We start from the raw sequence: 14298 nt of genomic DNA, 5'->3' as shown, positions 1-14298 counted from the left end.
CTTCGCTGCGCTCGGCCGGATGTGGCCGCCCTCGCGGCTATGGGCTTTGAGTGGGGTCGCAACCTACGCTTCTGGCTTCGCCTTGCACATAGTCGGCCAGTGACTCAGCGCCGTCGCGGATGGCGCGCAGTGCGTGAGCCATGGCTTGCGGACGTCGCAAGTCTTCTGGGGCATGGAGGCTGGCCAATGCAAGTTGGGCCAGGGCCCGTATTTCGTTGCAGCCTTCCTGTACCCATCCATTGGTGTCGGTGATGGTGCGAGCCAGTTGCTCGAAGCTGGCGCGCGTGGGAAGAGCGGTGCGCTGATCGTTCATGTTTTCGTACTCCTGTGCGAGACGGAAACACCCGACCTGCGTTTTCAAGCGCAGAAAGGGTGGATGGGATGTTGAAAACACGCACACAGACGTGCGGGCAGCCTTGCGGGTAGCCCCATCCCATCCAAAACCGTGTGGACGTGCGGGTGCGATGCCCACTGTCCAAGTGTTCAGACGTGACGAGGCCTCACTTTCGGGGAGGCTCTGCCGCTGTGTGTTGATGGTGTTTTCAAGCACCAGCCCCGGAACAGGGGGCCACCGAAATCATAGAGGCATTCCACAACCCCGCCTCAAACCCCAGGCCGAGCGAAGCGACGGCCCGCACCCCACTCCCCGTATGAACGCGCCCGCAGGGCGGGCATGTCCTCGCAAGCCATAAAAACGCCCCCATCCAAAACACACCCAGACACACCTCTGTCATCCATTTCCCACACGTCTCCGTGTTTTCCCCAATCCCACCCCGAACCATCAGTCCTAAACTCACGCTTGTTTCAAGAAAAAAGTGTCATTTCAAATTTGAAACAGACACAAACCCCCTTCGATTGAGGTACGCCATGAACACCACGCCCTCCACAGGCCAGCTTGCCGGCCGCCGCATCCTCGTCACAGGCTCGGCGCGCGGCCTGGGCTTTGCGTTCGCCAAGGCCTTTTGCGAGCAGGGCGCGCGTGTCGCCATGGCCGATCTGCGCGAGGAGCTGCTGGCCGAGTCCGTGGCCCGGCTGCGTGCGCAGGGCTTCGAGGCCCATGGCTTCGGGCTGGATGCCGGCAATCCGGAGTCGATAGAGCGCTGCGCGCAGCAGGCCGTGCAGGCGCTGGGCGGGCTGGACGGCCTGGTGAACAACGCGGCCGTGACCGATTCGGGCGGCAAGGGCATGGACGACATCGATCTGGACAAGTGGGACCAGGTGATGAACGTGAACGTGCGCGGCGTGTGGCTGATGACGCGCGCCTGCCGCGCCGCGCTGCGTGACAGCGGCCGGGGCGCCATCGTGAACCTGGCGTCCGATACCGCGATGTGGGGCGCCCCCAACCTGATGGCCTATGTGGCCAGCAAGGGCGCGGTGATGGCCATGACGCGTTCCATGGCGCGCGAGCTGGGCGCCGACGGCATCACCATCAACGCCGTGGCGCCGGGCCTGGTGCTGGTGGAGGCCACGGAATACGTGCCCGAGCACCGCCACCGCCTGTACATCGACCAGCGCGCGCTGCAGCGCGAGCAGCGGCCCGAGGATGTGTCGGGCGCCGTGGCCTATGCGCTGTCCGATGGCGCGCGCTTCGTGACGGGGCAGGTGCTGCCCGTCAACGGCGGCTTCGTCATGAATTGAAGGGGTTTCGCCATGACCGACACCCCCTCTTCCGGGAATGCCGAGAGCGCCGACAGCGCGGACAACGGCACCGACAAGTACATGGTGCCCGCGCTGGAGCGCGGCCTGCGCCTGCTGCAGGAGTTCGGGCGCGGCAATGCCACGCTGGGCGCGCCCGAGCTGGCCCGCCGCCTGCAGCTGCCGCGCGCCACGGTGTTCCGCATGCTCAACACGCTGGAGGCCATGGGCTTTCTGCAGCGTGCCGAGGGCAGCAATGACTACCGGCTGGGCCTGTCCGTGCTGCGCCTGGGCTTCGAGTTCCTGTCGTCCATGGACCTGACCGAGCTGGGCCAGCCCGTGATCGCACGGCTGTGCGGCGAGATCCGCTACCCCTGCAACATCGTGGTGCGTGATGGCCGCTCCATCGTCTATGTGGCCAAGGTCACGCCACCCACGCCGCTGACCAGTTCGGTGCGTGTGGGCACGCGCCTGCCCGCCCATGCCACGGCCCTGGGCCGCGTGCTGCTGGCCGACCTGTCCCTGCCCGAGCTGCGCGCGCTCTATCCCGAGGAGCACCTGGAAGCGCACACGCCCAAGACGCCGCGCACGGTGCTGGACCTGTTCAACCTGGTCGAGGCCGACCGCGAGCGCGGCCATGTGTTCAGCGAGGGCTTCTACGAAAGCTCTATCTGCACCATCGCCGCCCCCGTGCGCGACCACAGCGGCCGCGTGGTGGCGGCGCTGGGTACGACGGTTCCCGCGCCCCATGTGGAGGAGGGCCGTGCCGAGACCCTGATCGCCGGCGTCTGCGACGCGGCGGCCGAGCTGTCCGAGCTGCTGAACTACCGCCCGCAAGCGCAGACGCAAACGCAGACGGCACAGCTGCTTTCCCTCAATTCCCGGCGCGCAGGAGGCGGCCATGTTTGATTCCCAACTCAAGGACACCACGGCCGTCGTCACCGGCGGCTCTTCGGGCATTGGCCTGGCCACGGTCGATCTGCTGCTGTCGCAGGGCGCGCGTGTCGCCCTGTGCGGGCGCAGCGCCGAACGCCTGGATCAGGCCGTGCAGCAACTGCGCGGACGCCATCCCGAGGCCCGCCTGTTCGCCCAGGCCTGCGACGTGCTCGACGCCGCCCAGGTGCAGCAGTTCGCGCGTGACAGCGAGGCTGCGCTGGGTCCGGCCTCCATCCTCGTGAACAACGCGGGCCAGGGCCGGGTCTCGACGTTTGCCAGCACCGACGATGCGGCCTGGACCGAGGAGCTGCACCTGAAGTTCTTCTCGGTGCTGCATCCCACGCGCGCCTTTTTGCCGCAGCTCGAGCGCACGGCTGAGCCGGCCATCGTCTGCGTCAATTCGCTGCTGGCCTCGCAGCCCGAGCCGCACATGGTGGCCACCTCGGCCGCGCGCGCCGGCCTCAAGAACCTGGTGCGCTCCATGGCCACCGAGTTCGCGCCCAAGGGCGTGCGCGTCAACGGCATCCTGGTCGGCCTGATCGAGTCCGGCCAGTGGCGCCGCCGCTTCGAGGCGCGCGAGGACCGCAGCCAGGACTGGAACGCCTGGAGCGCCGACCTCGCCCGCAAGAAGTCCATTCCGCTGGGCCGCCTGGGCTCGCCCGACGAGGCCGCGCGCGCCATCTTCTATCTCGCCACGCCCCTGTCCTCCTACACGACCGGCAGCCACATCGACGTCTCCGGTGGTCTTGCACGGCAAGCGTAGTGCTCCAGCCCCTTCACCCGATTCAAAGCAGAACATGACTTCTTCCGCATCCAAAATCACCGTCGGCGCCGTTGTGGCCCAGTTCCTCGAACACTGCGGCGTGCAGGCCGCGTTCGGGGTGATCTCCATCCACAACATGCCCATCCTGGACGCGATGCATGCGCGCGGCAGGGTCCGCTTCGTGATGGCGCGCGGCGAGGCCGGCGCCGGCAACATGGCCGATGCCTGCGCGCGTTCCACCTCCAGCCTGGGCGTGTGCATCACCAGCACCGGCCCGGCCGCCGGCAACATTGCGGGCAGCCTGGTGGAGGCCTATACGGCCGGCACGCCGCTGCTGCACATCACGGGCCAGATCGAGACGCAGTACCTGGACCAGAAGCTGTCGTACATCCACGAGGCGCCCGACCAGCTGACCATGCTGGGCGCCGTGTCCAAGGCGGCGTTCCGCGTGCGCAGCGCCGAGACCTGCCTGTCCACCCTGAAGGCCGCCGTGCAGGCCGCCATGACCGCGCCGACCGGCCCGGTGAGCGTTGAGATTCCCATCGACATCCAGCAGACCGTGATCGACATGCCGGCCGACCTGTCGCCGCTGCCGGTGGCCGTGCTGGCTCCCAGCGAGGCATCGCTGGATGCGCTGGCCGACACGCTGGCCAAGGCACGCCGCCCGCTGCTGTGGCTGGGTGGCGGCGCACGCCACGCAGTCGCTGCCGTGCAGCGCCTGAAGGCGCTGGGCTTCGGCATCGTCAGCACGGGCCAGGGCCGCGGCATCGTGGCCGAGGACGATCCGGCCTCGCTGGGCGCCTACAACATCCAAAAGCCCGTGGAGGCCTTCTACCAGCGCTGCGACGCCATGCTGGCCGTAGGCACGCGCCTGCGCAGCAACGAAACGTTGAAGTACGAACTGAAGCTGCCGCGCCCGCTGCTGCGCATCGATGTGGACGCCGCCCAGCAGGGCCGCTGCTATGCCGATGACGGCTTTGTCTGCGGCGACTCGGCCCTGGCGCTGACGGGCCTGGCCGACCGGCTGGAGGCGCGCGGCTACAAGGCCGACCCCGAGCTGCTGGCCGACCTGCGCCAGGTGCACGACGAGGCCGTGGCCACCATGCGCGACGGCCTGGGCCCGTACAGCGTGCTGGTGCAGGAGCTGCAAAAGGCCGTGGGCCGCAACTTCAACTGGGTGCGCGACGTGACCGTCTCCAACAGCACCTGGGGCAACCGCGAGCTGCGCTTTTTCGAGCCCAACGCGGGTGTGCACGCCACGGGCGGCGGCATCGGCATGGGCATGCCCATGGCCATCGGCGCGGCCGTGGGCGCGGCGGTCAGCGGCTCGGGCCGCAAGACGCTGGGCCTGGCGGGCGATGGCGGCTTCATCCTGAACCTGGGCGAGCTGGCCACGCTGGTACAGGAAGAGTGCGACACCCTGATCGTGCTGATGAACGACCAGCGCTACGGCGTGATCCAGAACATCCAGGACGCCTCCTACGGCGGCCGCCGCTGCTATGTGGAGCTGCACACGCCCGACTACGCGCAGCTGTGCGCCTCCATCCAGCTGCCCCATGCCCGCGTGCAAGACCTCAAAGAGCTGCCGGCGGTGCTGCAGTCGGCCTGGACGAAGAAGGGCCCCTTCCTGCTGGAGATCGACATGCGTGCCATCGGCAATTTCAAGGCCACGTTCTCTGGCCCGCCCGTGAACAAGCTGGACCAGATCCCGGCCACCAGCACGGCGTCCAAGGCCGCCTGAGGCGGCTGGATTCGAACGAACGAGAGAGGCTCACCATGTCGAACCTGGAACTGCTCCCCATCAATATCGCCGGCGAATGGCGCCTGGGCGGCGGTGGCGAATCCACCACGCTCTATCCCGCCACCGGCGAAGTGGTGGGCCGCCTGCGCGCGCCCAGCCTGGAGGATGTGGAAGAGGCCATCCAGAAGGCCGACCACGCCTTCCGCACCAGCGGCTGGGCCCAGAAAAAGCCCCATGAGCGCGCGGCCGTGCTGCACCGCGTGGCCCAGCTGATCCGCGAGCGCGCCGAGCCCCTGGCCCAGCTGCAGCGCCTGGACAACGGCAAGCCCATCAAGGAAACACGCATGCTGGTGGCCAGCGCCGCCGCCACCTTCCAGTTCTTTGCAGCGGCCTGCGAGACCATGGAGGAAACCATCACGCCCTCGCGCGGCGACTTCATGACCATGAGCGTGTACGAGCCCATGGGCGTGGTGGCGGCCATCACGCCGTGGAACTCGCCGATCGCCAGCGAGGCGCAAAAGCTGGCGCCCGCGCTGGCCGCCGGCAACGCCGTGGTCGTCAAGCCCGCCGAGGCCACGCCGCTGCTGGCGCTGGAGCTGGCGAAGATCTGCGAAGAGGCCGGCGTGCCCAAGGGCCTGGTCAGCGTGCTGCCGGGCCGGGGCTCGGTGATCGGCGACGCCATCACCAAGCATCCGCTGGTCAAGCGCGTGTCGTTCACGGGCGGCACGTCCACGGGCAAGCACATCGCCCACATCGCGGCCGACAAGATGATGCCGGTCTCGCTGGAGCTGGGCGGCAAGTCGGCCACCATGGTGCTGGCCGATGCCGACATCGACCATGCCGTCAACGGCGTGCTCTACGGCATCTTCAGCTCCTCGGGCGAGTCGTGCATCGCGGGCTCGCGCCTGTTCGTGGCGCGCAGCCTGCATGCCGAATTCATGCAGCGCCTGACGGCCAAGGCCGCTGCGCTGCAGGTGGGCGACCCGGCCGACGAGCGTACGCAGATGGGGCCGCTGATCACCGCCAAGCACCGCGAATCCATAGAGAGCTATGTGGCCCTGGGCCTGTCCGAGGGCGGCCGGCTGCTCACGGGCGGCCAGCGGCCCGAGGGCGCGCAGTTCGAGCGCGGCTACTACTACCGCCCCACCATCATCGACGGCGTGAAGAACGACTGGCAGATCTGCCAGCAGGAAATCTTCGGCCCCGTGCTCGTGGCCATGCCCTTCGACAACGAGGACGACCTGCTCGCCCAGGCCAACGACAGCGTCTACGCGCTGGCCGCCGGCATCTGGACGCGCGACTACAAGAGCGCCTGGCGCATTGGCCGCGCCGTGCAGGCCGGCACCGTCTGGATCAACACCTACAAGCAGTTCTCCATCTCCACGCCCTTCGGCGGCTGGCGCGACAGCGGCCTGGGCCGCGAGAAGGGACGGCTGGGCATACAGCAGTACATGGAGCAAAAGAGCATGTACTGGGGCTTGAACGACCAGCCTTTGGCCTGGGCGAACTGAAAGGGAATCGACATGAGCGTACTGGGCATAGACGAAATCACCTACGGCGCGGACGACCTGGCCACCTGCCGCCGCTTCTTCCTGGACTGGGGCCTGGCGCTGGTGCAGGAAGCGGACGACCGGCTGGTGTTCGAGACCCTCAACGGCTGCCGCGTGATCGTGGCCGCCGTGGACCATCCCGATCTGCCGCCCGCCATCGAGGCCGGCCCCACGCTGCGCGAGGTGGTCTGGGGTGTGGAAAGCGAGGCGGACCTTGCGCTGTACGCCAGCCGCATTGCCGCGCTGCCGGGCTTCACACAGGGCCAGGGGCGCATAGGCTGCACCGACCCCAACGGCCTGTCCGTGCGCCTGCAGGTCACGCAAAAGCGTGATGTGGATGTGCAAGGCGCCGCCTACAACACCTGGAACCGCAAGGACCGCGTCAACCAGGCCAGCCCGGCCTACGAACGCGCCCAGCCCATCGAGGTCGGCCATGTGGTGTTCTTCGTCAAGGACGTGCAGGCCTGCGAGCGCTTCTACGTGGACAACTTCGGCTTCGCGGCCTCGGACCGCTACCCCGAGCGCGGTGCCTTCCTGCGCTGCGCGCCCGACGGCGGCCACCACGACATCTTCCTGCTGCAGCGCCCCGCCAAGGACGCGGGCCTGAACCACGTGGCCTTCACGGTGCGCGACATCCACGAGGTCTTCGGCGGCGGCATGCACATCTCGCGCTGCGGCTGGGACACCCAGCTGGGCCCGGGCCGCCATCCCGTGTCCTCGGCCTATTTCTGGTACTTCCGCAATCCGGCCGGCGCCCTGGTCGAGTACTACGCCGACGAGGACCAGCTCACCGCCGACTGGCAGCCCCGCGAGTTCGAGCCCGGCCCCACGGTGTTTGCAGAATGGGCCATCGATGGCGGCATCGACGGCAACACCCGGCGCCAAAAGGGCGTGGGTACCAGCGACGGGAAATTCATCACCGACAAGCGGCATTGAGACCGCGCCTGACGGCCTACCCCCACAACCCAACCACCCCACGGCCCCCCACCATGAACAAGACACGTCGCCAGGTTTCTCTTGCCGCTGCATTCCTGGCTGCAGCCACGCTGTCCGGCACCGCGATGGCCCAGGCCTATCCGGCCAAGCCCATCACCATCATCGTGGCCTATCCGGCCGGTGGCGACACCGATGCCATGGCGCGCCTGTATGCCGAGAAGCTGTCCACGCGCCTGGGCCAGCCCGTGCTGGTGGACAACCGCCCCGGCGCCAGCGGCACCATCGGCAGCGTGCATGTGGCCAAGGCCTCGCCGGACGGCTACACGCTGCTGCTGGCGCCCAATACCTTCGCCATCGCGCAGTTCGTGCTCAAGACGGCCTCGGGCTCCAGCTACGACGTGCTGCACGGCTTCACGCCCATCGTGCAGACCAGCGTGCAGCCCATGTTCGTGGCCACCAACCAGGCCTCGGGCATCAAGGACATGAAGACCCTGATCGCCCAGGGCAAGCGCGACGGCCTGACCTACGCCAGCCCCGGCAGCGGCTCGCCCATGCACATCCTGGGCGAGATGTTCAACCGCGCCGCCGGCACGCGCATCGCCCACATTCCCTACAAGGGCGTGGCACCTGCCGTCAACGACCTGATCGGCGGCCATGTGCCCACGACCTTCATGACCTGGGGACCGATCGCGCCCTACGTCGGCGGCAAGGTCGCCGCCCTGGCCGTGGCCGACAGCCAGCGCAGCGCGCTGGCCCCCAATGTGCCCACCCTGGCCGAGCTGGGCGTCAAGGATGTGGAAGTGTCCGCATGGCAGGGCCTGTTCGGCCCCAAGGGCATGTCGCCCGAGACCGTGAAGCTGCTGAACACGCACCTCAACGAGATCCTGAAGATGCCCGACGTGGTCTCCAAGATGGCCACCTTCGGCGCGCTGCCCGCAGGCGGCGATCCCGCGAGGCTTGAGAAGACCAATGCAGCGGACTTCAACCGCTTCGGCAAGCTCATCAAAGACCTGGATATCAGGGCTGATTGAGCACCCCCCACACAAGACAGTTTTCGAAGGAGAGAACCATGGCCGCTGATCGCTATCTCGAGCCGCACCAGGCGCGCGAACGTGCCCCCACCCTGATGGAAGACCTGCTGGGCGATTCCATCGAACGCGCCTTCGGCGAAGGCGTGCAGACCCTGCCCGAACTGGTGGCCTACCTCAACCGCAGCGGCCCCTCCGGCGAGAACGGCGAGGCCTGGACCGAAGACAGCTTCCAGGCGCTGATGGCGCGGCTGGGCTATTGATACCGAGCAGGACTGGAGAGCCCCATGAACGTACAAACCATCACCATCGATCCGGTGGACGGCCTGCTCAACAAAGGCCTGAAGAACCTCTGGTACGCGGTCTGCCCCTCGGACTTCGTGAAGACCCAGCCCGTGTCCGTGCGCCGCTTCGGCCGCAAGATCGCGCTGTGGCGCGATGCCGCCGGCCAGGTCCACGCGCTGGAAGACCATTGCCCGCACCGCGGCGCGCCGCTGTCGCAGGGCGTGATCCTGGGCGACCGCCTGGCCTGCCCCTACCACGGCGTGGAAGTGCGCTGCGACGGCACCGTGACCAAGGTGCCCGGCAGCCCCGGCTGCAAGCTCGAAGGCTCGCGCGCGGCGCTGGCCTTCCATGCGCGCGAGGCCCATGGCGCCATCTTTCTCTACAACAGCGACAAGGCCGTTGACGAGGCGCCCGAGTTCACGCTGCCCGAGGAGCTGACCTCGCCCGAGTACTCCAACTTCCTGTGCTATGCCGAGTGGCGCAGCGACTACCGCTATGCGCTGGACAACGTCATGGACCCCATGCACGGCACCTTCCTGCACAAGCAGTCGCACTCCATGGCCGAGGGTGACAGCAAGGCCACGTTCCAGGTGCGCGAGACCGATGACGGCTTCGTCTTCGAGAAGGTGGGCCAGCGCGGCGTGAACTTCGACTGGACCGAGTGGGGCAGCACGGGCGTGCACTGGATGCGCCTGGAGATTCCGTACCCCAAGACCGGCGGCCCCGGCGGCAACTTCGCCATCGTGGCCTGCGTCACGCCCATCAGCGCCGACCTGTGCTCCGTGTTCTTCTGGCGCTGCCGCAAGGTGCAGGGCTGGATGCGCGACACCTGGCGCTTCCTGTACCGCAACCGCCTGGAGGCGCGCCACTGGGCCGTGCTGGAGCAGGACCGGATCATGATGGAGCAGATGGAGCTGGACGCCAACGAGCGCGAGAACCTCTACCAGCACGACATCGGCCTAGTGCGCCTGCGCCGCCACCTGCGCCGCCTGGCCCAGGAGCAGATCGACGAAGGCGCCGCATCATGAGCACCAACCTCCAGGCCTTCGTGCACACGCTGCGCTTCGAGGCCCAGGACACCATCAGCGTGGACCTGCGGCCCGTGGCGGGCGGGGAGCTTCCCGCCTTCACGCCGGGCTCGCACATCGATCTGCACCTGCCCAACGGCCTGGTGCGCAGCTACTCGCTGAGCAACCCCAGCGAGGAGCGCCACCGCTACGTGGTCGGCGTGCTGCGCGACCGCGCCAGCCGCGGTGGCTCGCGCTGCGTGCACGAGTCGCTGCGCGTGGGAATGCCCATCACCATCTCCGAGCCGCGCAACCATTTCGCGCTGGACGAAAGCGCCGCGCACACCGTGCTGGTGGCCGGCGGCATCGGCATCACGCCGCTGCTGTGCATGGCACGCCGCCTCAAGGGCCAGGGCCGCTCGTTCGAGATGCTGTACTTCGCCCGCGAGCGCAAGGGCGCGGCCTTCCTGGAAGAGCTGCAGGCGCTGGGCATGCCGCTGCACCTGCACTTCGACAGCGAGGCCGGCGGCCCGCCCGACCTGCGCGCGCTGCTGGCCCAACGCCAGCCCGACGCGGGCACGCACCACTACGCCTGCGGCCCCACGCCCATGCTGGACGCCTTCGAGAAGTTCTGCGCCGAGCTGGGCCACGCCAACGCCCACATCGAGCGCTTCACGCCCGTGGAGGTCAAGGCCGCCGACGATGCGCGCAGCAACTACACGGTGGAACTCAAGCGCAGCGGCCGCTTCATCGAGATCACGCCCGAGAAGTCGCTGCTCGACACCCTGCTGGATGCCGGCATCCAGATGGACCACAGCTGCTGCGAAGGTGTCTGCGGCTCCTGCGAGACGCGCGTGCTCGAAGGCATTCCGGACCACCGCGACTCGGTGCTCAGCCCCAAGGAAAAGGCCAGCAACAAAGTGATGATGGTCTGCGTTTCCGGCTGCAAGAGCGAACGTTTAGTGCTCGATATCTGAGCAGGCAATCAGACCTGCACGGCAACAACCCACCACCCCCAAGCCCCCCAAGCCCCCCAAGCCACCACCCCAGAGGAGACAACCCCATGAAAACCATCCATACGCCCATGCTGGGCGTGGCGCTAGCCTGCCTGGCGTCCTTGCCCAGTGCCGCTTCGGCGCAGTCCAAGGTCGAGATCTTCGGCGTCGTCGATGTCGGCGTCACGCACCTGAACGGCTCCGGCCCGTCCAAGACCGGCCTGTCCACGGGCGGCGCCAACATCAGTCGCCTCGGCTTTCGCGGCACGGAAGAGCTGGGCGGCGGCCTGCGCGCTGGCTTCTGGCTGGAGGCGGGCATGGACGTGGACAGCGGCTCGGGCAAGGCCAGCGGTGGCGGCCTGAGCTTCAACCGCCGCTCCACCGTGAGCCTGTCGGGCGACTTCGGCGAAGTGCGCCTGGGCCGCGATGACTCGGCCACCTTCCTGAGCACGCTGATCTTCGACCCCTTCCTCACCAACGGCGTGGGCGGCACCATGGGCTTCACCATGCTGGGCATTCCCGGCACGGGCACGGCCACGGGCGGCGCGCCCATCCAGATCAGCAACGCGGTCAGCTACTTCCTGCCGCAGAACCTGGGCGGCTTCTACGGCCAGGTGCAGGTGGCCATGGGCGAGCAGGCGCGCAGCGCACCCAACAAGAACCAGGGCGACTACCGCGGCCTGCGCTTCGGCTACCGCCAGGGCCCCTTCAACGGCGCACTGGCCACGGGCAAGTTCTATGGCGACAGCGATGCGACCAACCTCACGGCCAGCAACGTGGGCCTGAGCTGGGACTTCGGCGTGGCCAAGCCCATGCTGCTGTGGGCCAGCGAAAAGCGCGGCGCCCTCAAGGTCACCGCCCTGCAGCTGGGCGTGACCGCGCCCGTGGGCATGGGCGAGTTCAAGGCCTCCTACGGCCACTACAACACCGACGGCAGCAATGCCGACTGGAACAAGATCAGCGTGGGCTACGGGCACAACCTGTCCAAGCGCACCCAGGTCTACGGCACGGTGGCCTTCCTCAAGAACAAGGACGGCGCGGCCAAGTCCATCGGCGTGCAGGGCCTGTCGGCCCCGGGCACCACGCTGGGCGGCCGCTCCTCCGGCTTCGAGGTGGGCGTGCGCCACTTCTTCTGATACAGCCCATCGGGCGATAGAGACTTGCCATGAAAGATATGCGTGCGGCCCGCTGGTGGGGGGTGATCAGCCTCTTCATCATCGTCGCCATCTCCTATGTGGACCGGATCAACCTTTCGATCCTCATCCTCGACCAGGGATTTCTGGACCACATCGGGCTGACGCACGACGACCGCACGCGCCAGGGCCTGCTGGCCACGGCCTTCATGGTGGGCTACGGCGTTTCTTCCTTCGTGTTGACGCCGTTTTGCGCGGCGCTCTTCGGCGTGCGCCGAAGCCTGGTGGTCGGCCTGCTGCTGTGGGGCGCCGTGTCCTTTCTGTCCCCGGCCATGAACAGCTATGGCCTGCTGCTGGCCTCGCGCATCCTGCTGGGCATCTCCGAAGGACCGCTGTACTCGCTGGCGGGCAGCTACATCAAGGCGCATTTCCAGAGCCACGAGAACGGCCTGCCCAACTCCTTCGTGAACATGGGCACGGGACTGGGGCTGGCGGTGGGCTATCCGCTGATCGGCTACCTGGTGGCCGGCCATGACTGGCAGACCTCGTTCCACGTGCTGGGCCTGATCAATGTGGCCATCGGCATTCCGCTGGTGCTGGCCTTCATCCGCATGCCCCGCGTGGACACCGGCATGCCGCGCCCGCGCTCGCTGGGCGAGGCGGTGGGCCAGGTCGGCCAGATCGTGCGCGGCGCCATGCACACGCGCTATCTGGTGCTGGTGGCCGTGCTGTCGGCGGCCTTCTTCTCCTACCTCTGGGGCAGCAGCAACTGGCTGCCGGCCTACCTGGAGTCGCGCGGCTTTTCGCTGCGCGAGATGGGCTGGCTGGCCTCGCTGCCGCAGTACGCCACGGTATTGGCCGTGCTGGTCGGCGGCATCGTCATCGACCGCCTGCCGCGCCGCCAGGTGCCGCTGATCTTCGTCGGCGGCAGCCTGGGCCTGGCGCTGGCCATCTGGCTGGCCATCCACATGGAAGACCGCTACGCGGCGGCCTACTGCCTGATCGCCGCCAACTTCTGCTGGGGCCTGATGAGCCCGGCCATCCCCAGCACCGTGCAGTACTGCGCGCGGCCCGAGCATGTGGCCAGCGCCTACGGCGTCGTCAACGGCACGGCGACCCTGGTGGCGGGCTTCATGCCCGCGCTCATGGGGGCCGTCATCGGCTGGACATCGCATTCGGCCGGCGGCGGTTTCGTTGCCGGCTTCGGCCTGCTGGTGGGCACGCAGCTGGTGGTCATGGTCTGCGGCCTGGTGCTGTGGCTGCGCGAGCGCGGCCAGGGCACCCACGGTGCCAGCGATGCCCGGGATACGTCCGCGCGCACGGCCTGACCTGCACTACAGCGCGCCCGCTGCGGCGCACTGCTCCAGAAACGTCACCAGGGCCTGCACGCGCGCCGTGCGTCCCTTGCGCGTGGGCACCAGCAGGGTGACGGGCGCGCTGCCGAAATGCCAGTCGGGCAGCACGCGCACCAGCCGGCCCTCGGCAATGGCCGGTGCCATGTCCCATTGCGAACGCAGCACCAGGCCCAGGCCCTGTTCGGCCCAGTGGCGGGCCACGCCGCCATCGTTGGTCACATAGGACGGCGTCACACGCAGGGTCTGGCCGTCCACGGCACGCCGGCTTGCGGCGGGGCGCAGGTGCCACAGCGTCACATCCTCCTCGTTCTCGCGGATGCAGATGCAGGCGTGCTCCAACAGCTCGCGCGGCGTGGCGGGCGTGCCATGGCGGCGCAGGTAGTCGGGGCTGGCGCACAGCCAGCGGTCGTTGGCAGCCAGCTCGCGCGCCACCCAGGAGGAGTCGCGCACCGTGCCGATGTGGACCACGGCATCGGCATCGTGGCGGTCGGGGAAAGGCGTTTCGCGCAGGTCCAGCTGCAGTTTCAGTTGCGGGTGCTGGCGCGTGAAGGGCACCAGGGCCGGGGCCAGCCGGCTGCGCCCGTAGCCGAAGGGTGCGGCCAAGCGCAGCGTGCCGCCCAGCTGGCGGGCATCGCCGTGCAGCGAGTCGCGCAACTCCTCGATCTGGCCCAGCAGCCGCACGGCCTCGCGGGCAAAGCGCTCGCCCTCGGGTGTCAGCGCCAGGCGCCGCGCGCTGCGGTTGGCCAGGGACAGGCCCAGTTCGGCCTCCAGTCGGCGCAGGCGCATGGACAGTGCAGGCGGTGTCACGTCAAGCGCACGGGCCGCCGCGCTCAGCGAGCTTTCGCGCAGCAAGGCGGCGGCAAGCTGCAGGTCTTCGATGGCAATCATTCAATTTGCCTTAACGATTGATGACGGCGGATTTAACCACGACCAT

14 protein-coding genes are annotated in these 14298 nt (G+C 68.2%); 12 read left to right on the top strand and 2 right to left on the bottom strand.

What is annotated here, in order from left to right:
• Window positions 1–37: 37 nt before the first annotated feature.
• Window positions 38–313, bottom strand: a complete 276-nt coding sequence (locus G4D77_RS14165) for a hypothetical protein (RefSeq protein ID WP_074931722.1) — start codon at window positions 311–313, stop codon at window positions 38–40.
• Window positions 314–867: 554 nt separating this feature from the next.
• Between G4D77_RS14165 and G4D77_RS14160 the strand changes: the two genes are divergently transcribed.
• From G4D77_RS14160 to G4D77_RS14105, 12 genes are all read left to right on the top strand, one after another.
• Window positions 868–1638: an SDR family oxidoreductase gene (locus G4D77_RS14160; protein ID WP_012202888.1), complete on the top strand. Its 771-nt coding sequence runs from the start codon at window positions 868–870 to the stop codon at window positions 1636–1638.
• 12 nt (window positions 1639–1650) lie between these two features.
• Complete coding sequence (locus G4D77_RS14155; RefSeq protein ID WP_046987872.1) at window positions 1651–2544, top strand: IclR family transcriptional regulator; 894 nt, start codon at window positions 1651–1653, stop codon at window positions 2542–2544.
• Window positions 2537–3334, top strand: a complete 798-nt coding sequence (locus G4D77_RS14150; RefSeq protein WP_047326348.1) for an SDR family oxidoreductase — start codon at window positions 2537–2539, stop codon at window positions 3332–3334. Before G4D77_RS14155 ends, G4D77_RS14150 begins: the two co-directional genes overlap by 8 nt.
• A gap of 34 nt (window positions 3335–3368) precedes the next feature.
• Window positions 3369–5075 (top strand): thiamine pyrophosphate-binding protein, encoded by a 1707-nt coding sequence (locus G4D77_RS14145; RefSeq protein ID WP_047217883.1) that lies wholly within the window; start codon window positions 3369–3371, stop codon window positions 5073–5075.
• Between the two features lie 35 nt (window positions 5076–5110).
• A complete protein-coding gene (locus tag G4D77_RS14140; protein ID WP_047217884.1) occupies window positions 5111–6586 on the top strand; it encodes an aldehyde dehydrogenase in 1476 nt (491 codons plus the stop codon).
• Between the two features lie 12 nt (window positions 6587–6598).
• Complete coding sequence (locus G4D77_RS14135) at window positions 6599–7561, top strand: VOC family protein (RefSeq protein WP_047217885.1); 963 nt, start codon at window positions 6599–6601, stop codon at window positions 7559–7561.
• A 53-nt stretch (window positions 7562–7614) separates the two neighbouring features.
• A complete protein-coding gene (locus G4D77_RS14130; protein WP_154836057.1) occupies window positions 7615–8592 on the top strand; it encodes a Bug family tripartite tricarboxylate transporter substrate binding protein in 978 nt (325 codons plus the stop codon).
• A gap of 38 nt (window positions 8593–8630) precedes the next feature.
• On the top strand, window positions 8631–8852 hold the full coding sequence (locus tag G4D77_RS14125; RefSeq protein ID WP_016452043.1) for a recombinase-like helix-turn-helix domain-containing protein: 222 nt from the start codon (window positions 8631–8633) through the stop codon (window positions 8850–8852).
• Window positions 8853–8876: 24 nt separating this feature from the next.
• Complete coding sequence (locus tag G4D77_RS14120) at window positions 8877–9902, top strand: Rieske 2Fe-2S domain-containing protein (protein WP_034363433.1); 1026 nt, start codon at window positions 8877–8879, stop codon at window positions 9900–9902.
• Window positions 9899–10858, top strand: coding sequence for a PDR/VanB family oxidoreductase (locus G4D77_RS14115; protein ID WP_016449105.1), 960 nt, complete (start codon window positions 9899–9901; stop codon window positions 10856–10858). The genes G4D77_RS14120 and G4D77_RS14115 overlap by 4 nt, the downstream gene beginning before the upstream one ends.
• Before the next feature lie 86 nt (window positions 10859–10944).
• Window positions 10945–12012 (top strand): porin, encoded by a 1068-nt coding sequence (locus tag G4D77_RS14110; protein ID WP_154836055.1) that lies wholly within the window; start codon window positions 10945–10947, stop codon window positions 12010–12012.
• Between the two features lie 29 nt (window positions 12013–12041).
• Window positions 12042–13337 carry an MFS transporter gene (locus tag G4D77_RS14105; protein ID WP_016449106.1) on the top strand — a complete coding sequence of 432 codons (1296 nt, stop codon included), beginning with the start codon at window positions 12042–12044 and terminating at the stop codon, window positions 13335–13337.
• 6 nt (window positions 13338–13343) lie between these two features.
• Here the strand turns inward: G4D77_RS14105 and G4D77_RS14100 are convergent, their stop codons facing one another.
• Window positions 13344–14252: a LysR family transcriptional regulator gene (locus G4D77_RS14100; RefSeq protein ID WP_034363435.1), complete on the bottom strand. Its 909-nt coding sequence runs from the start codon at window positions 14250–14252 to the stop codon at window positions 13344–13346.
• Between the last annotated feature and the right edge of the window lie 46 nt (window positions 14253–14298).

The sequence above is a fragment of the Delftia sp. WY8 genome (assembly GCF_018437695.1).
In the GTDB taxonomy this organism is placed as follows: domain Bacteria; phylum Pseudomonadota; class Gammaproteobacteria; order Burkholderiales; family Burkholderiaceae_C; genus Comamonas; species Comamonas tsuruhatensis.
This window is presented reverse-complemented; position numbering and strand designations above follow the sequence as displayed.